Origin of the sequence: Sporomusa aerivorans (assembly GCF_041428895.1) — a bacterium.
Classification (GTDB): domain Bacteria; phylum Bacillota; class Negativicutes; order Sporomusales; family Sporomusaceae; genus Sporomusa; species Sporomusa aerivorans.
On the sequence record NZ_CP156926.1, the window covers coordinates 5,798,451 to 5,821,822 of the forward strand.

Sequence of the window (23,372 nt, forward strand, 5' to 3'; positions counted from 1 at the left end):
CATATCAACTTATATTTTCTCTCAGTAGGACGAAAAAACGTCACGCGAATGGAGCGTGGCGTTCTTAGTTTTATATGTATTGTCCTTATGGTAAAATAATAGAGTCAAAAAACTATAATAAAGATGGTGAGTCTATGCTTATTACCGAAATACCCGCGATTATCGCCCGTGAGCTTGCCGTGAAGCCGCACCAGGTATCGGCGGTCATAACTTTATTAGATGATGGTAATACCGTTCCTTTTATTGCCCGTTACCGCAAAGAAGCCACCGGCGAGCTTAACGAGGAACATATCCGGACAATCGAAGAGCGCACGCAATATTTGCGGAATCTTGTCAAACGCCAGGAAGAAATTATCGCCAGTATTGAAGCTCAGGGCAAATTAACGCCAGAACTTAACACAGCCATACTAGCGACAAACAAACTGCAGGAACTGGAGGATTTATACCTTCCCTACCGTCCGAAAAAACGGACCCGTGCCCAGATCGCCCGGGAGAAAGGCCTGGAACCGCTGGCCGAAACCATCATCGCGCAAGCGCTTACCAGCGGTGATCCGCTTGACATTGCCCGCCAGCACCTGAATGCCGAACAGGAAATCACCACTGCCGAGCTGGCGCTCGCCGGAGCGCAGGACATTATTGCCGAGACAGTAAGTGAACAGGCTGACATCCGCGCCATGCTCCGCAAAGAGTTGTGGCAAAAGGCGGAAATAGCCAGCCAGCTGGCCGTAGCCGAGACCGAAGCTAAAGAGTTTCTCATGTATAAGGAATACCGGGAGCCGGTCAAACGGATGCCCTCCCACCGGATTCTGGCCGTCAACCGTGGCGAAGCCAAAGGAACGCTCAAGGTTGATCTTCTAATCGACCATGAAGCCAATTGTAAGTTGATTGCCAATAAGGTTGTCACCGGTCACTCCATTTTCACCCAGACTATCTTAGATGCCATTACCGACGGCTACAAACGTCTCTTGTTCCCGGCAATGGAGCGGGAAATCCGCAGCCTGCTGACAGAAAACGCCGAGCAACAGGCCATCCGCGTTTTTGGCCTGAACTTACGCCAACTGCTCTTACAAGCTCCGCTGGCCGGCCACACCGTTATGGGCCTGGACCCCGGCTACCGCACCGGCTGCAAGATGGCCGTTGTCGACCCCACCGGCGCCGTACTGGCCACTAATACACTCTATATCACGATGAGCGAGCGGCAGCGTGTGGAAGCGGCCGCCAAGGCGCTGGAAGTCATCCGTACCCACGGCGTAACCCTTATTAGTATCGGCAACGGCACAGCCTCGTACGAGACTGAAGAATTCGCCGCCCAGCTTATTAATAACCACAATTTGAATATCCATTATATAATTGCCAATGAGGCTGGCGCTTCGGTGTATTCGGCTTCTAAACTGGCTAAAGACGAACTGCCCGATCTGGATGTATCTATCCGCGGCGCAGTCTCTATCGCCCGCCGTGTGCAAGATCCCCTAGCCGAGTTGGTTAAGATTGATCCGAAATCTATTGGCGTCGGCCAGTACCAGCATGATGTAAATCAGAAAGAACTTGGCGGCACCTTAGCCAATGTCGTTGAATCCTGCGTTAACCATATCGGCGTCGAACTCAATACCGCATCACCGGCTTTACTGACTTATGTGGCCGGTATTAATGCCGGTGTCGCTAAAAATATTGTTGCCTACCGTACGGAGAACGGGCAGTTTAAAAGCCGCAAAGAATTGCTTAAGGTTGCCAGACTGGGTAAAGCGGCCTTTACCCAGTGCGCCGGCTTTTTACGTATTGCCCAGGCCGCCAATCCGCTGGACAACACCCCTGTCCACCCTGAGTCGTATGATCTGGCTGAGGCTGTTTTGGATAAACTCGGCTTTACGCTAAAAGACCTGTCAGATAAAGCCAGACTGGCCGCCTTGCAGCAGGCGGCGCCGGCTGCAGCTGCCGCCCGGCTGGCTGTTGAACTGAACGCCGGCGAACCTACCGTCAGGGACATTCTGGCCGCCTTAGCCAAGCCCGGACGCGATCCCCGCGAAGATGTCCCGCCGCCCCAGACCCGCAAAAACATCGTTAAGCTGTCGGATATCACACCCGGCACCATTGTTAAAGGAACCGTGCACAATGTAACCGATTTCGGTGCTTTTGTGGATATCGGCATTAAAATCAACGGTCTTATTCACCGTTCGGAGCTCAGCCACAAGCACTTCCGCCATCCGATTGATGTTATCTCTGTCGGCGATATTATTGACGTTATGGTAATTAGTGTTGATGAGCAGCGCCAGCGCATCGGCCTGAGTTTAAAACAAGTCCCCAAGGAATAACGCCAAAAAGCCCTGTATCCACCGAGCCTGGATACAGGGCCTCCTTTATTCTGGCTCATTCTCCCCGCAATACAGAAAAAGGGGCCGTGCCGTACACTTTATCTTCAATGGCCGCCTTTAGCTCATCGGCCGCTGTTTGCAAAAGAAAAATCTGGCCTTTGAGCGCACTGACAAGCGCTTCGTCCTGAATCTCGCTCAGGTTTATGGCGGTACTTAAGAGGCTGCTGACCATACCGGCGTGAGCCGCCGCTACCCCGGCCATCAGATCACTCACAACTACCTTGTCAACTTTGGCCGCAGCAGTCTTTCCGATTTCGACAACTTCCAGACAAGCCCTGGCTGTCTCAAGCGGCACTTCCGCCGCCTGTTTCAACGCTTTCTGCAAGGCGATATTACGGGTCTGTTTTGTTTCCTGCGTGGTTTCCGGCAAGCCGGCGGCTGCCAGTAATCCCCGCAGGGCCAGCGCATCTCTGTCAATTAAGATGTTCAATTCAATATGAATTCTGGCCAGTTCAGCCTGTTTGGCGATGAGGAATTCATTGCATTCGACAAGTTTGGGACTTTTGAGCGAATAATTTATGGCCATCTCCACCAGTGAGGTTCCTAAGAGACCGCCAACTGCCGCAGCGCTGCCGCCGCCTGGCGGTACTTCGTCAGATGCCAGTTTAGCTGCAAAATCACTTACACTTAATGAACTCAACATAAATTTTCTCGTCCCCTTTTTTATTCTACACTAATAAGTAACGGATAATACGGCTGTCCGCCTGCATATACTTCAACAGCCACGCCGGCAAACTGCGCGGTTAGCCCCGCTGCCAACCCTTTGGCCTCTTCTTCCGACAGTTCGGCGCCGTAATATAGGCTGACAAGACTGGCGCCCTCGCCGGCGAGCTGCTTAACCAGCTGTTCCAGGCAGGTTGCCAGGCTGAAAGACCACACAACAACACGACCGTCAACTACGCCGATATAGGCCCCGGCCGGTACGGTCTGCCCGTTAACCTGCGAGTCCCGGACAGCCGTTGTCAGACTGGCTGCTTTCACCCCGGCCTGAGCTGCCGTCATTTTCGCCAGATTTTCGTCCAGACTGCCACTAGAGTCAAAGGCCAGCACGGCAGCCAATCCTTGCGGCACATTCGTCGTCGGTACAATGGCAACCTTGTCACCTAACAGTTTTTTGACCTGGGCGGCGGCCAAAACAATATTCTTATTGTTGGGTAAAATGATATACCTCTCAGCCGTTCCATTGTGGACAGCCGACACAAACTCCTCTACCGGCGGGTTCATAGTCTGGCCACCCGAGATGATAATTTCAGCCCCCAGTTCACGCATAATTGCCGTCAGGCCTTCACCGGCCACCACACTGATGACGGCCAGACCGCTCCGGGTCTTGTTCTCCGGCCTCAATTCCATGGTCTGGCGGTGCTGGTCGGCCATATTGTCAATTTTGATAGAGTGCAGCGTTCCCCAGGCTATGGCTGATTCTAATATAGCTCCCGGATGTGCGGTGTGAATATGTACTTTGAGGATGCCGTCGCCGGTAGCCAGCACCATTGAATCCCCCATTGGCTCCAGTTGACGTTTCACTTCCGCCAGACTGGCGGCAAAACGTTTAACGATAAATTCGGTGCAATAAGGGTGCGCTATGGTTATTTCCGCTACCATCCCCGGCACCGTCAATGTCCGGCCAAAATCAGCCTCCGGACCAATAAATCTGCCCTCCAGGCCTTCCAGGCAACCACTCAGAAAAACGATGAGTCCCTGCCCGCCGGCATCTACCACGCCGGCCGCCTTGAGTGCAGGCAACAATTCCGGCGTCCGGTTGAGCTCCTCATTACCGGCGCGGATGGCCTCGGATAAAATATCGGCAAAAGCCGCATAGTCCCGTACTGCCCGGCGTGTCCCCTTGGCAATTCCCTTGGCCACCGTCAGAATAGTGCCTTCGACCGGCCTGGCTACCGCCCGGTAAGCATACAAAATTCCATACTGAAAAGCTTTGCCGACTTCTGCGGCGGTGGCCGTGTCCTTGCCCGCCAGGCCGCGGGCAATCCCCCGCAGCAGCTGCGACAAAATTACTCCCGAGTTGCCCCGGGCTCCCATAATAGCGCTGTCGGCGCCCCGGCGGGCCAGTGAGCCGATACCCCCGTCAGGGGCCTCGGTCACGGCCTTGGCCACGGCTCCCAAGGTCAAGAGCATATTGGTACCTGTATCACCGTCCGGAACAGGAAAGACATTCAGACTGTTGATATATTCATGCTCACGCATAAAGGCTCCGTAAGCGCCGGCGATCATGCGGCGAAAATCTTTGCCATCAATTACATCCATACTAAGCTGCATACAACTACCCCCTCCGCCGTCAGTGTTTGGTGCAACTATACTTTGCTTTGAAAAATCAGCCCGACAACGCCTGGTCCTAAATGAGCGCTCAGCACAGGACTGATAGGATTAAGCGATACAGGTATATTGGGATATCGCTGGCAAATGGTATGATACGCGCTTTCAGCAGCCGTCGCTAATTCGCCGTGCGCCACGCCGATATAGGCAAGCTCGCCGCGCTTCTCCAGTTCTGCCAGCATGCGTTCCAGCGCGCGCGTCTTGGTGCGCACTTTGTCAAGCACCTGCACCCGGCCTTCATGCAAATGCAGGATGGGAGTTATCTGCAGAATGGAACCGAACAGTGCAGCAGCGCCGCCAATCCGCCCGCCTTTATGAAGATATTCCAGGGAATCAGGGATAAAAAGCGTACGGGTTGCGGCTGCCAGTTCTTGCAGCCGTCCGGCGATAGCAGCCGGAGGCTCTTTCTCAGCAGCCATTGCAAGGGCCGTTTCCGTCAGTTTGACTACACCGGTGGCGGCAGTGCCTGAATCAACAATATGTATCTCTCCACCTTTGTATTCCCTGGCGGCCGCTCTGGCGCCATCCACTGTGCCGCTTAACCCGCCTGCTAAACTAATCATGATCACAGGCTGACCGGCGGCGGCAGGTTCAAAAGCTCTGGCAAAATCACCGGGCGATGGCTGCGAAGTACGGGGATGCATCCCTTTTTCCCGGGCCAGGCGGAATAATTCCGCGTTTGTCAATTCCTGTTCACTCCAAGCTGTTTCACCCAACATCACCTTGAGCGGCACAACATGGAGATTCGGGTTGGCTGCCAGCACTGCAGCAGGCAAATTGGCAGTACTGTCAACCACAATATGTATATCTGACAACGTTCGTAAACTCCTCTCCTTAGCTTAAACTATATTTTACCAAATTATCAGAGCCAAATATACTAAAATAATGTTTCGGTCAATTACCGCAAAACCTACAAGTCTATGCTATATTCTTTCATTTGCTGACAGGAAATAGGATATTCCGCGGCGAATTAAGAATAAGGTATGTAAAGTTGCTGTATTATGTGAGTGTTCAATTGTTACTATTCATTATAACACTTTTTAAGGAGTAACTATGGAAAATAACCAACTCCTCTTTGCTTTAGACATTGGGACCCGCAGTGTAGTGGGCCTTGTTGGCGAAGTGCAAAACGGCGCTATCAGACTGTTAGCTGCAGACCGGGAAGAACATCATACCCGTGCTATGCTGGACGGACAGATTCATGATGTGCAGGAAGTGGCCGAAATACTTGCCGCCGTGAAGAATCGCCTGGAAACTACTGTCGGCAAGCTGACAAAAGTAGCCGTTGCCGCAGCCGGCCGTGCATTGTGCACCTTGCGGGTTACCGCCGAGCTTGAAACTGCCAGCCGAGGACTCCTGACACCGGAAGACGAACGTTCCCTTGAGCTTACCGCCATCCAGACAGCCCAGTCCGAACTGGCTACTTCCGGCGCCGTCCCCGATCCGGCCGATTACTACTGCGTAGGCTATAGTGTCGTCAGCTTCAGCTTGGACGGAACCCGCATTAAAAGCCTTGTTGGCCAGCGCGGTAAGCGCACGGCCATTGAAGTCATCGCGACTTTTTTACCCCGGCAGGTTATCGACTCACTGCAATCAGCCATTCAGACAGTTGGTCTTGAAATGGCTACCCTGACCCTTGAACCTATTGCCGCTATCAATGTACTCATTCCGGCTACTATGCGCCATCTTAATCTTGTGCTTGTTGATGTCGGCGCCGGCACTTCGGACGTCGCCATTACCCGTGACGGCTCGGTTATCGCCTACGGCATGGTGCCGTTTGCCGGCGATGAAATTACCGAAGCCATATCCCAGCAGTTTTTGCTTGATTTCAATGTCGCCGAAACTGTCAAACGGCAGTTAGGCGGTAAAAATAAGAAAATATCTTTTACAGATGTATTAGGTATGTCCCAAAAGCTACCGGCAAAAACCATTCTTGACGCTATGACTCCAAAAGTCGGCGAACTGGCTCAAGCCATTGCCGCCGAAATCCTGTCGCTCAACATTGAACAGCCCCAGGCCGTACTCTTAGTCGGCGGCGGCGCACTGACCCCCCTTTTACCGGAAGCCATTGCCGAAGCCCTCAATATTCCCGCCGCCAGGGTTGCCATCCGCCGCCCGGACTCGCTCGAAGGTATTACCGGCATTCCCGCCACCCTCTGCACACCGGACGCGGTAACCCCGCTTGGAATATTAAAACTGGCCGGTGGACGTACGTTAAACTTTATTAACATAACAGTAAACGAACGCTCTATCCGCCTCTTCAACCTAAGCCGCTTAGCAGTGGCCGACGCGCTATTAGCCGCCGGCATTGACATCCGGGCACTCAGAGGCCGCCCTGGTATGGGACTGACCATTTCCGTCAACGGTCAAACCCGCTTTATTGCCGGCGGGCACGGCGCTCCCGGCCAAATCGCTATAAACGGCCAGCCGGCCAGACTGGACGATGCGCTGACCGATGAGGACAGTATCGTGGTAACACTGGGATCTGACGGAGCAACACCGGCCCCCAGGCTTAAAGAAGTTGCCCCGGTACCTGAGTCTGTAAGAGTCAGCATTGACGGCAAAGAGTATCAACTACCGCCGCAGGTAACAGTCAACGGCAAGCCGGCCGCGGCGGAAACGGTGCTTAAGGACCGCGATCAGGTTACTACCGCCAGCACGTTTCCACTTAGTCAGGTGTTAAAAGAGCTTGATCTTGAGTCAGCGCCTGCCGAGCATCGCTACCAGGTTAACGGTTCAGAACGCTCATACCGGACCTGGCCCAAATATTCAATCAACGCGGCGGCGGCTTCAGCCGATAGCGTGGTGTCAGACAGCGACGAGGTTAGCATACTCCAGTTGCCGCCGCCCACTCTGGCGGAAGTTTTGGGGATTGACGCTAGCGACAGCGAGTCAGCTATCCATGTCTTGTTCAACGGTGCACCCTGTATCATTCCTATTCGCCGGTATACTATACAGGTGGACGGCCAGCCGGCAGAAGCCGGCCAGATTGCATCCCCCGGCAGCAATATAAATTTTACGCTCATTCCCGATCGCTTGCCGCTAATTAGCGACGTGCTGCTCGCTGCTGATTTCGATCCGCGCACCCTGCCGCCGACAAGCCGGGTTACCGTGCTATTGAACGGTTCACCAACCGAATATACAGCTATTGTTAAAAATGGCGACACTGTGGATATTAAAACAAACTAAAATCTTTATTGAATCTCCTCTTAAAAAATCACCTGAGACTGTGACACACATCACAGTCTCAGGTTTCTCTATCCCCTATAATTAACTTATAAGTTAAATAACAAGGGGGATTCAACAATGAGTATGTTTTGTTACCAATGTGAACAAACTGCCGGCGGCGCCGGTTGCACCAAAGTGGGAGTCTGTGGCAAGAATGAAGATATCGCCAGCTTGCAGGATACACTGGTTTACGGTCTTAAAGGCATTGCCGCCTATGCCCATCACGCCCGCGAACTGGGCGCCCGGGACGAACAGGTTGACGCCTTTATGCATGACGCCCTCTTCTTTACATTGACCAACGTAAATTTCAGCCTCGAAAAACATATTAATATGGTCTTAAAATGTGGCGAGATCAATCTCAAAGTCATGGAGCTATTGGACAAAGCCCACGTTGACCATTTTGGTTCACCCGTTCCTACTGAAGTCTTTACAGGCTTTAAAGCCGGCCATGGCATTCTCGTTACCGGTCATGACCTTCTGGATCTGGAAGAGCTTTTAAAACAAACCGAAGGTACCGGCATCAATATCTATACTCACGGCGAAATGCTGCCAGGTCATGCTTATCCTGAACTGAAGAAATACAAACACCTTGTTGGCAACTACGGAACCGCCTGGCAGAATCAGCGCAAAGAATTCGAAGCCTTCCCCGGCGCCATCCTGGTTACCACGAACTGTGTAATGCCGCTGACAGCCAATGAGTCCTACGGCGACCGCATTTTTACCCGCAGCGTTACCGGCCTGGAAGGCGGCAACCATATTGCCGGCCGCGATTTCTCAACAATCATTGCTAAAGCCAAAGCGCTGCCGGCTCTGACCGACAAAGCAGGCGACTATACTTTGACCACCGGTTTCCATCACAATGCCATTCTTGGTTTGGCTGATAAAATTGTGGACGCAGTAAAAGCCGGTAAAATTAAACGTTTCTTCCTCATCGGCGGCTGCGACGGCGCTAAGCCAGGCCGCAACTACTATACTGAACTGGCCGAAAAAGTACCTCAGGATTGCGTTATTCTCACGGTAGCCTGCGGCAAATACCGCTTCAATCATCTTGATTTCGGCACTATTGACGGTATTCCCCGCCTGATAGACCTTGGCCAGTGCAATAATGCCTACTCCGGCATTCAGGTCGCCGTCGCCCTGGCTAAAGTATTCAACTGCGGTGTAAATGACCTGCCGCTCTCCTTCGTATTATCCTGGTTTGAACAGAAAGCGGTGGCCATTCTGCTCACCCTCCTGCACCTTGGCGTAAAAAATATCCGCCTTGGCCCATCCGCTCCGGCTTTTGTATCCCCAGGCGTATTCAAGGTTCTTAACGAGAGCTTTGGCCTGCAGCCAATTACCACTCCGGATGAAGATTTAAAAGCTATATTAGGCTAAGCAATAAACAAAAGAGACTGCCTGAGCGCAAATTTTGCGGCAAGCAGTCTCTTTATATTCACTAGAACACGGCGCACTGATTCCGGCCTTGCCGTTTGGCCCGGTACAAAGCACTGTCGGCTTCCCGGAAAGCGTCCTGACAGGCCGCGCTGGGCATCTTTCTGGACAGCCCGATGCTGATAGTAATGCCCACCTGTTCTTGATTGTGGTAAAACTCACAATTGGCTACCTGATAGCGCAGGCGTTCGGCAATTCTCAAGCCAACATCCAGCGTTGTTCCCGGCAGCACCAGAGCGAACTCCTCACCGCCATAGCGAAAAGCCATATCCTTGCTGCGGATACTCATTTTAATAATGTTGCCAACCGTGTGTAATACCTGATCACCAAACAGATGACCATAGGTATCATTTAGTTTCTTAAAATGATCAATGTCGACAATGAGTAGGACATATTGCTGCAGGTCAGCGGTTTTCTCCAGATAGGCCCGGTGATTTAAAAGGCCTGTCAGCTCATCGGTGTGAGCCAGCTCATAATGGCGGGCATTCTCCCGCCTGAGCTCAGCGATTTGCCCCTCATGCTCATAATGAATTTCCATCACGCTATGCATGTACACTGCAGTAAAAGCTAAAACTGTAAAACCAATAACGTTATAGGCTACCTCCAGCAAAAACGGTAAGGTAAATGAACCAAGTGCCATAGCATGGGCAGCCAGGTAAACTGCCGCCACCGCAATCAGCATCCGCCTCGCCCGGCCGTGTCCGACCTTAAGCACCATGCGAATCAAGAGCAGGTGGTACAAAACATTGCTATAGACGGCACCGGCCAGGGTGAGACCAGCACACAAAACCAAACTGGCAGCCAGTTCGGTTAGGTTAGGTTTTACCCTTTTTACACTAAGAATTAAATGATAACAGATATACAGAATAGACAGAGCAGCAACAGTAATCCAGTGCGGACCCGGATTCAACACAGCGGCAGCCATGCTGAACAGTGCGGAAATGCAACTCATTCGCCTGGCAATGTTTTGCAACCGGGAGGACGAGTCATTCCACATTTTAACTGCAAACGCGCTTTTTGTTACACTCATCCAGCCAAAAAACTCCTTTACTGCTAGGAGAAAAATTGTACGCTTCTGGTATTATATTATCATATTTTTAACCTAAAAAGTAAAGTAGTATCTTTGTACTTTGCAGAAAAACATCTACACATTTTCTCTTATATTCCAACAATATTCGTCAATAAAAAGAGTTCTGTGTGTACACACAGAACTCTTTTTATTAATGTTTTTGCTGACGGTAGTATTCGGCGACTTTGGCAAATGCATTGCCGCTGGCGGCAATAGTTGCACCTATATCAGCATGGGTATGAGCGCCGGACATGAAGGCGGCTTCAAACTGGGATGGAGCCAGGTAAACGCCCTCGGCCAGCATGGCGTGAAAGAAGATATTAAAAGCAGCTACATCGGACTGCTTGGCGCTATTATAGTCATAGACCGTCTTATCACTGAAGAACAGTCCAAACATAGTACCCGCCTGATGGAACTGGAAATTGAAGCCATAGGCGAGCGCCTGGGCCTGAATGCCGGCGCACAGGGCGGCAGTCATGGTTATTACCTTTTCGTAAAAATCCTCTGTTTGCGATAACAATCGTAAGGTAGCCAAACCGGCAGCCATAGCAAGGGGGTTTCCGCTTAAAGTACCCGCTTGATATACAGGACCGGCAGGAGCAATCATCTCCATAATCTCCTGGCGTCCGCCGTAAGCTGCCGCTGGCAGCCCGCCGCCGATTACTTTACCCAGACAAGTAAGATCAGGAGTTATTTTATAAACTTCTTGTGCGCCGCCATAGGCTACCCGGAAACCGGACATAACTTCGTCAAAGATTAGCAGGGCGCCATACTGCTCGGTAATGGCGCGAACCTTTTCCAGATAGCCGGGCCGCGGCAATACCAGCCCCATATTGCCGGGTACCGGTTCAATAATAACAGCGGCTATATCCTCGCCATGCTGTTCAAAGACGGCCGCCAGCTCCTCGTCATCGTTATATTCCACTGTCAGCGTATTGCCGGCAATGGTAGACGGTACACCGGGGCTGTCAGGCACACCCAGGGTAGTGGCCCCTGATCCGGCTTTAACCAGCAGGCTGTCATGATGGCCGTGGTAACAACCGGCGAATTTGACAATTTTATTGCGTTTGGTATAAGCTCGGGCCAGTCGTAAGGCGCTCATAGTTGCTTCTGTCCCGGAATTAACAAAACGGATAAGTTCTACGGAAGGGACGGCTTCGATAATCAGCCGGGCCAGTTCGGTCTCCAGGAGTGTGGGCGCACCGTAACTGGTGCCGCGCTCAAGTGCTTCCTTTAATTCACCCAGGACTTCAGGATGGGCATGGCCTAAGATCATCGGCCCCCAGGAGCCTACATAGTCGATGTAAGCATTACCGTCAATATCATAGATACGGCTGCCGGCTGCTTTGGCAATAAAGGGCGGCGTACCGCCAACTCCCCGAAAAGACCGGACCGGACTGTTGACTCCGCCGGGAATGTACCGTTTGGCTTCGGCAAAGGCAGCGGTAGATTTCTTTAATGTAAAGGTCATATCTATTCTCCTTTCACTAAGCGCAAAGTCTCCTTTAGTGCGACGAGTACTACAACCATTTAACCGCATCAAGGGCGTGATAAGTAATAATAATATCGGCTCCCGCCCGCCGCATACCTGTCAGCGTTTCTATAACCAGGCGCTGTTCATCGATCAGCCCCTGGGCGGCGGCGGCTTTGACCATGGCATACTCACCGCTGACATTATAGGCAGCCACCGGCAGCAAAAATTCATCCTTGACCTGGCGGACAATATCCAGGTACGCCAGCGCCGGCTTGACGATAACGATATCGGCGCCTTCTTCAATATCCAGCGCCACTTCTTTCAGCGCTTCCCGTGAATTGGCCGGGTCCATCTGATAAGCCCGCCTGTCGCCAAACTGCGGCGCCGAATCGGCGGCATCGCGGAAAGGACCGTAGTAGGCCGAAGCATACTTGGCAGCATAAGACATTATACTGACATCGCTGAAACCGTTATGATCCAGCACCTTTCTCATAGCAGCCACTCTGCCGTCCATCATATCGGACGGGGCTACCATATCGGCGCCGGCCTTGGCATGACTAAGCGCCACCTCGGCGAGAAGCGGCAAGGTCGGATCATTATCCACCTTATGGCCGTTTAACAGGCCGCAATGACCATGAGTGGTATATTGGCACAAGCAGACATCGGTAATGACCACAAGCTCAGGAACTGCCTGCTTGATCGCCAGGACGGCCTGCTGCACCGGACTTTTCATATCCCAGGCGCTGGCGCCGCGCTCGTCTTTGTACTCCGGTAGCCCAAAAACCAGCACAGCCGGAATACCCGCTGCAAACGTTTCTCTGGCCGCTTCAACCGCCATATCCGGTGATAAGTGAAAATTCCCCGGTAGTGAGGATATTTCTTTTTTCACCTTGGTACCAGGTACAACAAATAAAGGATAGACCAGATTAGCGGCCGTCAGTACCGTCTCCCGCACCATACTGCGAACGCCGGCGGTGGTTCTCAGCCGCCGGGGCCGGTGAATGATGGACATTTCTACTCCTCCTTGTGATACAACGTGGTAATAGCCTCCACTAAGCCTTTGATAGTGAATTCTTCGGCAATGACGTCCGGCTTGATGCCGTTTTTCAGACAGGTCTCAGCCGTAATCGGGCCTATACAGGCGACTTTGGCTTTGACAACAAGCTGAGCGCCATTCTCACCAAGCAAACTGAGCAGGTTTGAAACAGTCGAGGAACTGGTAAAGGTAACCATCTCAAATTCACCGGCAGCCAGTCCGGCAGCCAGCGCCTGGCCGTCTGTGCCACCGGTAACCGTGCGGTATGCGGGCACGACATTCACGTCGGCCCCCAGTTCTTTCAATTTTTCCGGTAATATATCCCGGGCTACCAGAGCACGGGGAATCAGCACTTTCATGCCTGGTGTTACATAGGTTGCCAGAGCTTCAACAATGCCTTCGGCCCTGAACTCGGCCGGCACTACATCGGCCGTAATACCATAGTTCTTAAGCCTGGCGGCTGTTTGTGAGCCAATAGCGGCCACTCGGGCGTGAATAGCGCGGGTATCAAGCTTGGCTGCCGCCAAACGCGCAAAGAAGTGGTCAACGCCGTTGGCGCTGGTAAAGATCAGCCATTGATATTCCTCTAAACCGGCTATGGCTTCGTCAAGCGGTGCATAGCTATCCGGCGCTACGATTTTGATGGCTGGCGCCTCAATACAGTTAGCCCCCAGTTTGGCCAAGGCATCGGTGAGGATACTGGCTTGTTCGCGGGCCCGGGTTACTAATACTTTCTTGCCAAATAACAGTTTATTATCAAACCAGGCCAGTTTTTCGCGCAGGGATACCACATGACCCACAATAAAAATGGCCGGTGGCTTTAGACCTTTGGCGTCTACATCGGCGGCCGCCCGGCCAACCGTAGTCACAAGCACTTCCTGCTCCGGCTTGGTGCCCCAGCGGATAACGGCAACAGGCGTATCGGCCGCCCGGCCATGCTCCATCAGCTTGCCGGTTATATGCGGCAGATTCTCCACCCCCATGAGAAACACCAGTGTATCCACAGCAGTAGCAAGCTTTTCCCATTTCATCGTTGATTCGCCTTTGGTGGGATCCTCATGGCCGGTGATGACGGCAAAAGAAGTGGCAATTCCCCTGTGGGTAACCGGAATACCGGCATACGCCGGCACGGAGATGGCTGAAGTAATGCCTGGTACAACCTCAAATGGCAGCTTGTTCTCTAAAAGTTTGAGGGCCTCTTCCCCGCCGCGTCCGAAAACGAACGGGTCGCCCCCTTTAAGCCTGACAACAATTTTATTTTCCTGGGCTTTATCAACCAAAAGCTGGTTGATATCCTCCTGGCGCATGGTGTGGTTGCTGGAAGCCTTGCCGACATAGATCAGCTCGACATCGGGCCGGGCATGATCCAGCAGGCGGTCATCCGCCAAACGGTCGTAGACGATGGTATCTGCCTGTTTAATACATTCTATTGCTTTTAGACTAATTAGTCCGTAGTCCCCGGGACCGGCGCCGACTAAATAGACAATTCCCTGCTTCATTGGCATCCCCCTTAAACTTCATACAATCTGGCGAGTATTTCCCGACCGCCGTTGGCCAGCATACGCTCAGCCAGTGTACGGCCTAACTCAGCCGCAGCATCCGGATTGCCGGCGATATTATCGCGGGCAACTTCTTTACCGTCCGGCGACAGGATAACTGCATTCACGCTGAGCAGCCCCTCTATAACCCGCCCGTAAACGCCTATCGGAATTTGACAGCCGCCTTCCACTTCCGCCAGGAAAGTCCGTTCCGCTAAGGTAGCCTGGCAAGTAGGCTCATGATTTAAAAACGCCAGCATAGCCAGTGTCTCGATATCCTCCGCCCGCGCTTCTATGGCCAGCGCTCCCTGTCCGACCGCCGGCAGGCAGATATTCTGCGGCACAATCTGGGTAATGTGTTCGTCCCAGCCCAGCCGCCTCAGACCGGCCACCGCCAGCATGATGGCATCCAGTTTCTCCGTATTCAGCTTTTTAAGCCGGGTGTCCAGATTGCCGCGCAAGTCAACAATCGTTAGATCCGGACGGGCATTTAAAAGCTGAGCTTTGCGTCTCAGGCTGGAAGTACCCACCCGCGCCTGCTGCGGCAAATTAGCCAGCGTCTTGTAAGCAGGGCTAATTAATGCATCACCGGGATCAACCCGGTCAGTAACCGCCGCCAGCACGAGGCCGTCCGGCAGTTCGGTAGGCATATCCTTCAGACTGTGAACGGCCAGGTCGATTTCCCTGCTCAGCATAGCTACTTCCAGTTCCTTGGTAAACAGTCCCTTGCCGCCGATTTTAGCCAGAGGCACATCCAAGATCCTGTCGCCTGTTGTTACCATATTCTTGAGTTCTATTTCAACTCCCGGGTACTTATCCCGCAGGCAGGCGGCAATGTGATTGGCCTGCCATAATGCCAGCTTACTGCCGCGCGTACCGATGACAAGTTTTTGTTTCACTGTCGTGTTCCTCTCCTAAGTGGTCTTGATGCTCCCGCGCCATTTCCAGTGCAATATCGAGCTTAAACATTTTACGGAGGGCATCCTGATAGTAAGATTCCTTATCGGTGCCGGCCGCTTCATTGAGACGGATAATGGGATCACGGAGCAATTTTCTCACAATCATTTTTGACATATTCTCAAATATTCGCCGTTCATCAGGCGAAATATCCGGCAGTTTGGCGAGCGCCCGTTTAATTTCCCGCTGGCGGATGCGCTCGGCCTTGTCAGTCAGCCGGGCCAGGGTCGGACGGTAAGACAGATAACGGAATCGCTCAATAATCCCGGCCATTTCTTCGTCAATCAGCCGTTCCGCCTCTTTGGCTTCCTGTTCGCGGCCGCGCAGATTGGATTCAACAACGGCTTCGAGATCGTCGATGTTATATAATGTTACACCGGCAATGGCCCCTACCTCGGGTTCAATATCCCGCGGTACGGCTATGTCGATGAAAAAAATAGGCCGTCCCTGCCGTTTGGGCATAAGATGAGCAACATCCCAGGAGTGAATTATATAATGGGGTGCGCCTGTTGAGGTAATTACAATATCAGCGTCAACAGCGCACTTCATACAGTTTTCAAAGGGTATGGCCACTCCCCGGAATTTATCGGCTAAAGCCTTTGCCCGGTCAAAATTACGATTTGATACAAATACAGTTTTTACGCCGCTGGCTACCAGGTGGCGGGCTGTCAGTTCGCTCATCTCACCGGCCCCCAGCACAAGTACGTTGAGACTGGACAAATCACCCAGCTCTTTTTTTGCCAGTTCCACGGCGGCATAACTGACAGATACTGCATTATAGGCAATGCGGGTAGTTGTCCGCACTTTTTTCCCCACGGCTATGGCTTTATTAAACAGTGTGTTTAGCACCGTGCTGGTGGTACCGGCAGCCCGTGCCAAAGCATATGCCGTTTTTACCTGACTTAGAATCTGGCCTTCGCCAAGCACCAGCGAATCGAGACTGGCACTTACTCTGAACAAATGCCGGATACATTCCTCTTCCTGAAAATAGAACAAATAATCATAGCTTGTCTCAGCCAGCACACCGGGAGACATATTATCAAGAAATTCCTGCATAACCGGCAGGGCGTCATCGGCATCTTCAACCACCGCATACATTTCGGTGCGGTTGCAGGTCGACAAAATAACGCATTCGCGAATATCATCATACTCATGGAGCCGCTTATAAGCTGCTTTGATTTGCTCTTCGGAAAAAGAGAAGCACTCCCGGACTTCTACCGGGGCGGTTCTATGATTAAGGCCCAGTACAACAAGCTGCATGTCGTATTCTCTCCTCTGCTTCGCTAAACTTGCCGCGTTTCAGCAAATCAAGCGCCTCATGGTCAATGGTTTCCCGCCAAAACTTCTCCCGTTCCCTGGCTGTTCCCAGACGGCTTCTTATCTCCGGCCTAAGTTTGGCAATAAGCGCCAGATAGTGCCCGTATTCAGGCCCATACCTTGCAGCGATTTCTTCCCGCAGCCGCCTGGCCAGAGCCGGGCTGCCACCGCCCGTCGATACGGTAAGCAATAAATCACCGTGCGCAACCTGGGCTGGCACAAAAAAATCCGACAAATCCGGCGCATCGGCAATATTCACCAGAGCTCCTGCCGCCCGGGCCGTCTCCGCGGCCTGCCGGTTTATATCCTGTTTGTCTGTCGCGCAGAAGACAAGAAAAAAGTTATGTAAATCCCCGGACTGATACACCTGAGGTACCCAGGTCAGCTGGCCTGCGGCTTCAAGAGCATGCAGCCCGGGAATCAACTCCGGACTGAATACGCTTACTGCAGCCCCGGCTGCCAGCAATGTCTTAACTTTCCGCTCGGCTACCGTCCCGCCGCCGACGACAGCGCAGCGCCGCCCGGCCAATTTGAGATTGATTGGATATAACTCCATTTATTTTCACGTCCTGGACGAGTTATTTACCACAAATATTTTATCATACTTCGCGCTGAAATGGTAATTCTCCTTTTATTTGTTAGAAAAACCTTACTTGTGCCAAGTCCTTTAGTTTGCCGGCAGCAGCCTTAGAATTTTCCTATCCCGCGGACATGCTGTGAATCCTGATTTTACTGCTTGCCCCGCGCCTACTTTAGTAAACGGCAGTTGATAAACATCCAGCCGGCGTTAATCCGTTTTGGTTGCCGGCGGCAACGCCTTTTGCGGTACGCCAAAATAGGCTTCCAGAATGCGGCGGGTAACCGGTGCAGCCGCCATAGATCCCTCCCCGCCTTCTTCTACCAGGACGGCCATGGCTATCTCCGGTTTATCGGCCGGCGCGTAGCAGGCAAACCAGGAATGAGTTGTACCCCGCCCTGTTTCCGAAGAACCCGATTTACCGGCAACAGGACGGACAAACCCCCGAAATACACTTGCGCCTGTACCACGGGTCGTTACTGCCAGCAGCCCCTGGTGCAGGGTATCCCATACTTCAGGCCTGAGGTTCACCGTCCTTAGCACTTCAGGCGTGAGCTTTTCGGCCAGATTTCCTTCCGGTGTCAGCACTTTGTCAACAATCATGGGTTTGTAAATTGTCCCGTTGTTGGCTACCGCCATCAACAGCAGCGCCTGCTGCAGGGGTGTTACAAGATAATATCCCTGCCCGATGGCGGCTATGAGCGTTTCTCCCGGATACCAGGGTTCACCGTAGGTGGCCTGTTTCCACTCAATGTACGGCACCATCCCGTTCTCTTCTCCGGCAAGTTTAATTCCGGTTTTCTGGCCTAAACCAAAAGTCAGCGCGTAAGCAGCCAGATTGTCGGCGCCTAAACGGCGGCCCAACTCATAAAATACCGGGTCGCTGGACCACCCCAGACCATCGATAACGGTCAGTTTTCCCAGCCCTTTGGTATCCCAGCCGTAGAAGCTCCAGCCATTTAACACATAGACGCCCTTATCCTCGAATATTTCCTGGGGGGTTGTCAAATTCATTTCCAGCGCAGCGGCCGCTGTAACCACTTTAAAAACCGAGCCTGGCGGATAGGCATTCTGAATAGCGCGGTTGTTAAGCGGGTAATTAGGATTGGCAATCAGTTGATTCCAGTTCCGGCTGGTGATGCCGCCGGCAAACAGGTTAGGATCAAAGGACGGATTGCTGGCCATAACCAGCACACCGCCTGTTTTTACATCCAGCACGACAACTGCGCCGCCTTTGGCCGGCTCGCCCAGCTTGCGGCTGTCTTCAATCTGCGTGGCCAATGCTTCTTCCGCCGCTTTTTGCAGATTGGCATCCAGGCAAAGTGCCAGGCCCTGCCCGGAAATGGCAGGCTGATCACCGAGCGAGCGCACTTCTTCGCCGCCGGCGTTTACTTCCAGCTTTTTGCCGCCATCTATGCCGCGCAGCACATCCTCCCATTCCCGCTCCAGTCCATCCTTGCCGACTAAGTCGTCAGGATGGTAACCCTGACTTTTTCGGCGGGCATACTCCTCCTGGCTGATGCTGCCAACAAACCCCAGAACATGCGCGGCCAATTCTTTATATACGTAGTGTCTGACCGGAATGGCCTCAATAATCACCCCTGGCAGGTAAGCCTGACGTTCCTGAATTTTGGCAATCATGGCATCATCGGCATCCCGTTTGATGCGAACCGGCGTGTAGGGAAATTCGGCATTGCTTTGGATCATCTGATTAATTTCATCCACCGCAAGACCGGTAATGGAAGCCAAAAGAGGGGTAGCCGCCTGTGGCTGGCTATAATCATTTATAATAATGGATACAGCAAAACTTGGCCTGTTGGCAACAACAACGGCGCCGTTTCTATCATAGAATGTACCGCGGGGCGCCTGGGCGGTGATCTGCCTGGTGCGATTTTGTTCGGCTGTTTTTTTATACTGGACGCCCTGGACCAACTGCATCCAGACCAGCCTGAGCACAAGTACGCCTATAACACTTGCCACAATAACCGCTAATATCGTAAGGCGACGGCTTCTTTCGTCCCACATAGGCTGTCTCCTTTTCCTAGAGCTAAAAATTCCACATACATAGTATCCCATAACAGGCAGAAAAAAATAGCTTAGTTACCGCCAAGGCGGAAACCAAGCTATTTGAAGAATATACTGTACTGCAATTATTGGTTTAGATAGTCTTTGCCAACAATTACCCTTACTGTATTGGCATTACTGTCATCTTTATTGATCTGCAGAGCATAACGGAACGGCAAGGCGGTCAGTTTACCGCTCGCTTCGCTGCTACTCGCAATAACAACGGTATTTCTATTGGCCGAGCCAGCATCGGCTACACTGGCAACATCATATCCCTGACTTCTAAGTGCTGCCGCCATCTTATCGCCGGCTTCGGGGACACCGCTGGCGTTAACCACTTCAAACCGCAGTTTGCCGCCGGTAGAGGGTTTCTTAGGCTCGGTTACCGTCGGCTTATCGGCTTCTTTGGGTTTAACAGGAGCCTTGGGGTCGGTAACCGTTGTCGTTTTAGCGGCAGCAGCCGGCTCAGCCGGTTTTTTCGGCGCTTCGACAATTTTCATTTCCTGTGGGATGGATCGTTCATACTGGGCAGCAGTGGAACGCGCCTCCGACAAATATTTGGAATCGGCTGTCATCCCCTGGGAAAGCGCCACATAATTCCTTAATTCATTGATATCAGGCAACCAGTAGCTAATATCACTGATATAGGCCGGTTTTCCCGGTACAGTCTCCGTCTTTAAACCCGCCTTGGACGCATCATTCAAAAGCTTGGCCAGATTCAGCATTTCCGCTGTTGTCATATCGGTTTTGATAGCGGCGTTGACTTCACGGATTATAGCCGGAATCCGTGGCAGGATAAACGGACTTGCCACTTCTTTGAGCATAGCCTTGATAAATTTCTGCTGACGTTCTATCCGGCCGATATCGCCTTCTTCATCCCGGTAGCGTACATATTTTATAGCTGTGCGTCCGTCCATCTCCTGTTCGCCTGGTCGAAGGTCGATTACCAGGTTGTCATAAGGATCTTCATAATACATGCGTTTTTCGACATCTACCGTCACTCCGCCAACAGCATCCACAATCTTGTTAAAAGCGGAAAAATTAATAATGGCGTAATAATCCATCGGGATGCCCAGTAGCTCCTCCACCGCCCGTTGAGACAAAGTGTGGCCACCATTGGCATATGCATGATTGATCTTATCCCAGCCGTGACCGGGGATCTTTACCCTAGTGTCACGCGGTATGGAGAGGAGCGATACCTGTTTTGTCGAGGTGTCCACAGTTACAACGAACATGGTATCGGACCGGCCTACATCGTCGCTGCGTTCATCCACTCCCATTACAAGTATATTTACTTTATGCGGTGCACCCGTAACGGCGGCACCGGCCCGCCGCGCTTTTTCGAAGGTACCGCCTGTTGCCCAGTAATAAGTGGCTCCGGCAACACTAATGAATAATAGCAGGCAGATAAATATGAGTAAAAACCGGTTGCGCCGGACTTTGCGCTGTTCTGTCAATCGTTTTTCGAGGCGTGATGATGTCATTACACGATCACCCTTTCATCGTCTATTTGCAGCATTATTACATAACAAGACAAGCCCCCGCGCCGGGGGCTTGTCTTGTAGTATAGCAAAAAATGTTGTTTTACGTCAAGAACTTTTTAGCCGCAGCTGTTGGCTATTAAAGCTTCTCGATAACTGCTTGCATTTTTCCGGACATAGTAATTTCTTTGTCCCGGCGGTCATCAATACGGATGGTGGTAGACACCCGCTGGGCCCCGGCCGCAAACGGCGTCTCATGCATCTGGCGGATAACCTCCATTATCCGGTCAAGCTTTCCTTCAATAATTGTCGACATAGGCGTTAACTGGTAAGTCAGGTCTGAAGCCTGCTCGAGCGCCTTGTGGCAACCGGCCACATACTGACTAACACTGGGGGATCCTGTTCCTAAGGGAACAATGGTTACTTCCACAACAGCCATAGCTTTCGCCTCCGGTTATTACTTTACAATGAATTATTTCGCACTATGCAGAAAAAAACCTGCCGCACTCACGGCAGGCAGATTTTACTGACCTTTCGGGAATTTTTTATCGATGCTTCCCCAGATTTCCGGCTGTTCCTGGCCTAAGCGCCAGATGGCAATCCCGGCCGGATTATACTTGGCTACAATATCGAGTTTGGCGGCCGTACTTTTGTCATTTTCAAACCAAACTTCATGATTCTTATATTTAAACCAGGGCGCCTGCGCCTTATCATCGTAATTGATTTTGGCGCCATTTTTTTCTGCTAACACAATGGCATCAGCATATTTAATTGTCTCGCCTTCCTTGCCGACCCAGTCGTAGCCATAGGCGCCTACGCCAATAATGACTTTGTGGGGGCCGCCGGCCTGTTCAATAGCATATTTTATATTTTTCTCATACCAGTCGATAGGAGCAATAGGACCAGGCTCAGAAGTAGCCCAATGGTTATCATAGGTCATGATTTGGAGAAAGTCGGTATTCTTGGCTAGCTGCGGATAATCATACGCGCCGGAAACATCTTCAGCCACTTCTACCCGGGGGAATACCGAAATAATGACCTGCTTATTAATAGCTTTCATTTTAGGATATAGCTCGGCCATAAAGGCTGTAAGGTTATCCTTATGCTTGGGCGGCAGAAGTTCAAAATCGATATTAATGCCGTCATAGCCTTTTTCCTGCACTAACTTGACAATACTGTCAGTTACCTTGGTACGCACTGCCGGATCGCCAAGCACATCGTCGGTCGATCCGGTTTTATTCGTCACCAGGGGATACATTTTCAGCCCTGACTGCCGTGCCGTGTCAAAAACAAGCTGACTGTCCTTAGCTTCCAGCGTGCCTTCTTTAGTAGCTTTATACCAGAAGGGGCCGACTGCCGTCATGCTCTTGGCATGAGCCTTCATACTGGGAAAGGAACCTGTCTGGTCAGGTGTCCCCGGCCAGGGATTCTCGTAATAACCGATTATCATGCGAGGCGGCATAACTACATTTCCCGGTGCTCCCTGCTTGGACTGATCGCCGGGCAGGGGCTTGGGCGCCGGCTTGTTGGCGGTACCGCAGCCGCCGGTCAAAACAGCGGCGATAACAAACATAACGAGGAGAGCACCTGCAATTACTTGATAGCCTTTATGAACGCGCAAAACTGTCACCCTTTCCGTTACTAATTATTGAATTTCTCAACAATAGTATTGGCCTGGTGACAGTTCTTATTCATCGCTCACCTACCTGGCGCAAAACACTGGCTAAACCTATTGCTACCGCTTTGGCGTTGCTTTGCACAAACCGAATAAATATGGCGGATTCGGCCATAGCGCGCACCTGGCCGCCTTCGGCCTGAATACTGGCAACGGCAGCGGTCAAAATAGCAAAAACTTCAGCCTGTATTTGTGTAACAGTACCAAAATCGAATAAAAACCGGCGGTAGCCGGTAAACAGGCAGTCCTCAATATCTGTTGCCAGCTGCTCGGCTTGTGCGGTATTCATACCCTGCTTAACGGTTATAGAAATAAATTTACCATGTTTATTCTCCAGTATATAAGACGACTCTTCCCTTAGTGCCGGCCCTACCGGGAATTCCGGGGCAGGGGCCGCCTCATCGGCCGTAAGCCTTGTCGCCAGCTTGAGTCTCTGCTCCGGCGCAATATTGCCTTCCAGCACAGTTTTTATGACCTTGACTACTTTGTCATACGTGATCGGTTTAATGATAAAATGGCTGGCGCCGGCATTAACGGCGGCCACGATTTTATCCTTTCCGCTTAATGCGCTAATCACCACGAGTTTCGCTAGCGGATGAACAGCAACAATGCGCCGCATGGCTTCTAAGCCATCCATGTCCGGCATTGCCAAATCCATCGTCACGATATCCGGTCTGTAAGTGGCATACAGCTCGCAAGCCGCTAGCCCGTTATCGGCCTCCGCCACTATCTCATGCCCGGCCTGCTGAAGCATACTGCTCATACTGCGCCGCATAATCGAAGAATCGTCCACAATTAGAATTTTTGCCATCTTTCCTTGCC

At 52.0% G+C, this 23,372-nt stretch carries 18 protein-coding genes; 3 read left to right on the forward strand and 15 right to left on the reverse strand.

Annotation, left to right across the window (positions count from 1 at the left end; translation table 11 throughout):
- Positions 1 to 134: 134 nt before the first annotated feature.
- A complete protein-coding gene (locus SATMO3_RS27575; protein WP_371373900.1) occupies positions 135 to 2,309 on the forward strand; it encodes a Tex family protein in 2,175 nt (724 codons plus the stop codon).
- Between the two features lie 55 nt (positions 2,310 to 2,364).
- Here the strand turns inward: SATMO3_RS27575 and SATMO3_RS27580 are convergent, their stop codons facing one another.
- From SATMO3_RS27580 to SATMO3_RS27590, 3 genes are read right to left on the reverse strand one after another with little or no spacing between them, the layout of a single operon-like run.
- A complete protein-coding gene (locus SATMO3_RS27580) occupies positions 2,365 to 3,012 on the reverse strand; it encodes a cyclodeaminase/cyclohydrolase family protein (protein WP_371373903.1) in 648 nt (215 codons plus the stop codon).
- A 20-nt stretch (positions 3,013 to 3,032) separates the two neighbouring features.
- A complete protein-coding gene (locus SATMO3_RS27585) occupies positions 3,033 to 4,643 on the reverse strand; it encodes a DAK2 domain-containing protein (RefSeq protein WP_371373906.1) in 1,611 nt (536 codons plus the stop codon).
- Between the two features lie 35 nt (positions 4,644 to 4,678).
- Positions 4,679 to 5,515 carry a DegV family protein gene (locus tag SATMO3_RS27590; RefSeq protein WP_371373909.1) on the reverse strand — a complete coding sequence of 279 codons (837 nt, stop codon included), beginning with the start codon at positions 5,513 to 5,515 and terminating at the stop codon, positions 4,679 to 4,681.
- Positions 5,516 to 5,753: 238 nt separating this feature from the next.
- On the opposite strand from SATMO3_RS27590, the gene SATMO3_RS27595 reads away from it, so the two are divergent.
- On the forward strand, positions 5,754 to 7,889 hold the full coding sequence (locus SATMO3_RS27595; RefSeq protein ID WP_371373912.1) for a cell division protein FtsA: 2,136 nt from the start codon (positions 5,754 to 5,756) through the stop codon (positions 7,887 to 7,889).
- 117 nt (positions 7,890 to 8,006) lie between these two features.
- Positions 8,007 to 9,305 (forward strand): hydroxylamine reductase, encoded by a 1,299-nt coding sequence (gene hcp / locus SATMO3_RS27600; RefSeq protein WP_371373914.1) that lies wholly within the window; start codon positions 8,007 to 8,009, stop codon positions 9,303 to 9,305.
- 61 nt (positions 9,306 to 9,366) lie between these two features.
- Here the strand turns inward: hcp and SATMO3_RS27605 are convergent, their stop codons facing one another.
- The 12 genes from SATMO3_RS27605 to SATMO3_RS27660 form a co-directional block, all read right to left on the reverse strand.
- Positions 9,367 to 10,392 carry a GGDEF domain-containing protein gene (locus tag SATMO3_RS27605; RefSeq protein WP_371373917.1) on the reverse strand — a complete coding sequence of 342 codons (1,026 nt, stop codon included), beginning with the start codon at positions 10,390 to 10,392 and terminating at the stop codon, positions 9,367 to 9,369.
- Between the two features lie 190 nt (positions 10,393 to 10,582).
- Positions 10,583 to 11,902, reverse strand: a complete 1,320-nt coding sequence (gene hemL / locus SATMO3_RS27610; RefSeq protein ID WP_371373920.1) for a glutamate-1-semialdehyde 2,1-aminomutase — start codon at positions 11,900 to 11,902, stop codon at positions 10,583 to 10,585.
- A gap of 49 nt (positions 11,903 to 11,951) precedes the next feature.
- Positions 11,952 to 12,917 carry a porphobilinogen synthase gene (hemB, locus tag SATMO3_RS27615; RefSeq protein ID WP_371373923.1) on the reverse strand — a complete coding sequence of 322 codons (966 nt, stop codon included), beginning with the start codon at positions 12,915 to 12,917 and terminating at the stop codon, positions 11,952 to 11,954.
- A gap of 2 nt (positions 12,918 to 12,919) precedes the next feature.
- Positions 12,920 to 14,440: a uroporphyrinogen-III C-methyltransferase gene (gene cobA / locus SATMO3_RS27620; protein WP_371373926.1), complete on the reverse strand. Its 1,521-nt coding sequence runs from the start codon at positions 14,438 to 14,440 to the stop codon at positions 12,920 to 12,922.
- An 11-nt stretch (positions 14,441 to 14,451) separates the two neighbouring features.
- On the reverse strand, positions 14,452 to 15,378 hold the full coding sequence (hemC, locus tag SATMO3_RS27625) for a hydroxymethylbilane synthase (RefSeq protein WP_371373928.1): 927 nt from the start codon (positions 15,376 to 15,378) through the stop codon (positions 14,452 to 14,454).
- Positions 15,341 to 16,696, reverse strand: coding sequence for a glutamyl-tRNA reductase (gene hemA, locus SATMO3_RS27630; RefSeq protein ID WP_371373931.1), 1,356 nt, complete (start codon positions 16,694 to 16,696; stop codon positions 15,341 to 15,343). Before hemA ends, hemC begins: the two co-directional genes overlap by 38 nt.
- Positions 16,671 to 17,309: a bifunctional precorrin-2 dehydrogenase/sirohydrochlorin ferrochelatase gene (locus SATMO3_RS27635; protein ID WP_371373933.1), complete on the reverse strand. Its 639-nt coding sequence runs from the start codon at positions 17,307 to 17,309 to the stop codon at positions 16,671 to 16,673. Before SATMO3_RS27635 ends, hemA begins: the two co-directional genes overlap by 26 nt.
- A gap of 231 nt (positions 17,310 to 17,540) precedes the next feature.
- Positions 17,541 to 19,355 carry a penicillin-binding protein 2 gene (gene mrdA, locus SATMO3_RS27640; protein ID WP_371373935.1) on the reverse strand — a complete coding sequence of 605 codons (1,815 nt, stop codon included), beginning with the start codon at positions 19,353 to 19,355 and terminating at the stop codon, positions 17,541 to 17,543.
- Between the two features lie 125 nt (positions 19,356 to 19,480).
- A complete protein-coding gene (locus SATMO3_RS27645) occupies positions 19,481 to 20,878 on the reverse strand; it encodes an LCP family protein (protein WP_371373938.1) in 1,398 nt (465 codons plus the stop codon).
- Between the two features lie 136 nt (positions 20,879 to 21,014).
- Positions 21,015 to 21,314 (reverse strand): MTH1187 family thiamine-binding protein, encoded by a 300-nt coding sequence (locus SATMO3_RS27650; protein ID WP_371373941.1) that lies wholly within the window; start codon positions 21,312 to 21,314, stop codon positions 21,015 to 21,017.
- An 84-nt stretch (positions 21,315 to 21,398) separates the two neighbouring features.
- Positions 21,399 to 22,505, reverse strand: coding sequence for a glycosyl hydrolase family 18 protein (locus tag SATMO3_RS27655; RefSeq protein ID WP_371373944.1), 1,107 nt, complete (start codon positions 22,503 to 22,505; stop codon positions 21,399 to 21,401).
- Between the two features lie 61 nt (positions 22,506 to 22,566).
- A complete protein-coding gene (locus SATMO3_RS27660; protein ID WP_371373947.1) occupies positions 22,567 to 23,361 on the reverse strand; it encodes a response regulator in 795 nt (264 codons plus the stop codon).
- Positions 23,362 to 23,372 lie beyond the last annotated feature (11 nt).

Bases quoted from the DNA above. Each gene is read 5' to 3' on its own strand.
- SATMO3_RS27585 (WP_371373906.1), bottom strand. From the start codon at position 4,643: ATGCAGCTTAGTATGGATGTAATTGATGGCAAAGATTTTCGCCGCATG.
- SATMO3_RS27660 (WP_371373947.1), bottom strand. From the start codon at position 23,361: ATGGCAAAAATTCTAATTGTGGACGATTCTTCGATTATGCGGCGCAGT.
- SATMO3_RS27595 (WP_371373912.1), top strand. From the start codon at position 5,754: ATGGAAAATAACCAACTCCTCTTTGCTTTAGACATTGGGACCCGCAGT.
- SATMO3_RS27645 (WP_371373938.1), bottom strand. From the start codon at position 20,878: ATGACATCATCACGCCTCGAAAAACGATTGACAGAACAGCGCAAAGTC.
- SATMO3_RS27650 (WP_371373941.1), bottom strand. From the start codon at position 21,314: ATGGCTGTTGTGGAAGTAACCATTGTTCCCTTAGGAACAGGATCCCCC.
- mrdA (WP_371373935.1), bottom strand. From the start codon at position 19,355: ATGTGGGACGAAAGAAGCCGTCGCCTTACGATATTAGCGGTTATTGTG.
- hemL (WP_371373920.1), bottom strand. From the start codon at position 11,902: ATGACCTTTACATTAAAGAAATCTACCGCTGCCTTTGCCGAAGCCAAA.
- SATMO3_RS27575 (WP_371373900.1), top strand. From the start codon at position 135: ATGCTTATTACCGAAATACCCGCGATTATCGCCCGTGAGCTTGCCGTG.
- hemB (WP_371373923.1), bottom strand. From the start codon at position 12,917: ATGTCCATCATTCACCGGCCCCGGCGGCTGAGAACCACCGCCGGCGTT.
- SATMO3_RS27580 (WP_371373903.1), bottom strand. From the start codon at position 3,012: ATGTTGAGTTCATTAAGTGTAAGTGATTTTGCAGCTAAACTGGCATCT.
- cobA (WP_371373926.1), bottom strand. From the start codon at position 14,440: ATGAAGCAGGGAATTGTCTATTTAGTCGGCGCCGGTCCCGGGGACTAC.
- hcp (WP_371373914.1), top strand. From the start codon at position 8,007: ATGAGTATGTTTTGTTACCAATGTGAACAAACTGCCGGCGGCGCCGGT.
- SATMO3_RS27635 (WP_371373933.1), bottom strand. From the start codon at position 17,309: ATGGAGTTATATCCAATCAATCTCAAATTGGCCGGGCGGCGCTGCGCT.
- hemA (WP_371373931.1), bottom strand. From the start codon at position 16,696: ATGCAGCTTGTTGTACTGGGCCTTAATCATAGAACCGCCCCGGTAGAA.
- SATMO3_RS27605 (WP_371373917.1), bottom strand. From the start codon at position 10,392: ATGAGTGTAACAAAAAGCGCGTTTGCAGTTAAAATGTGGAATGACTCG.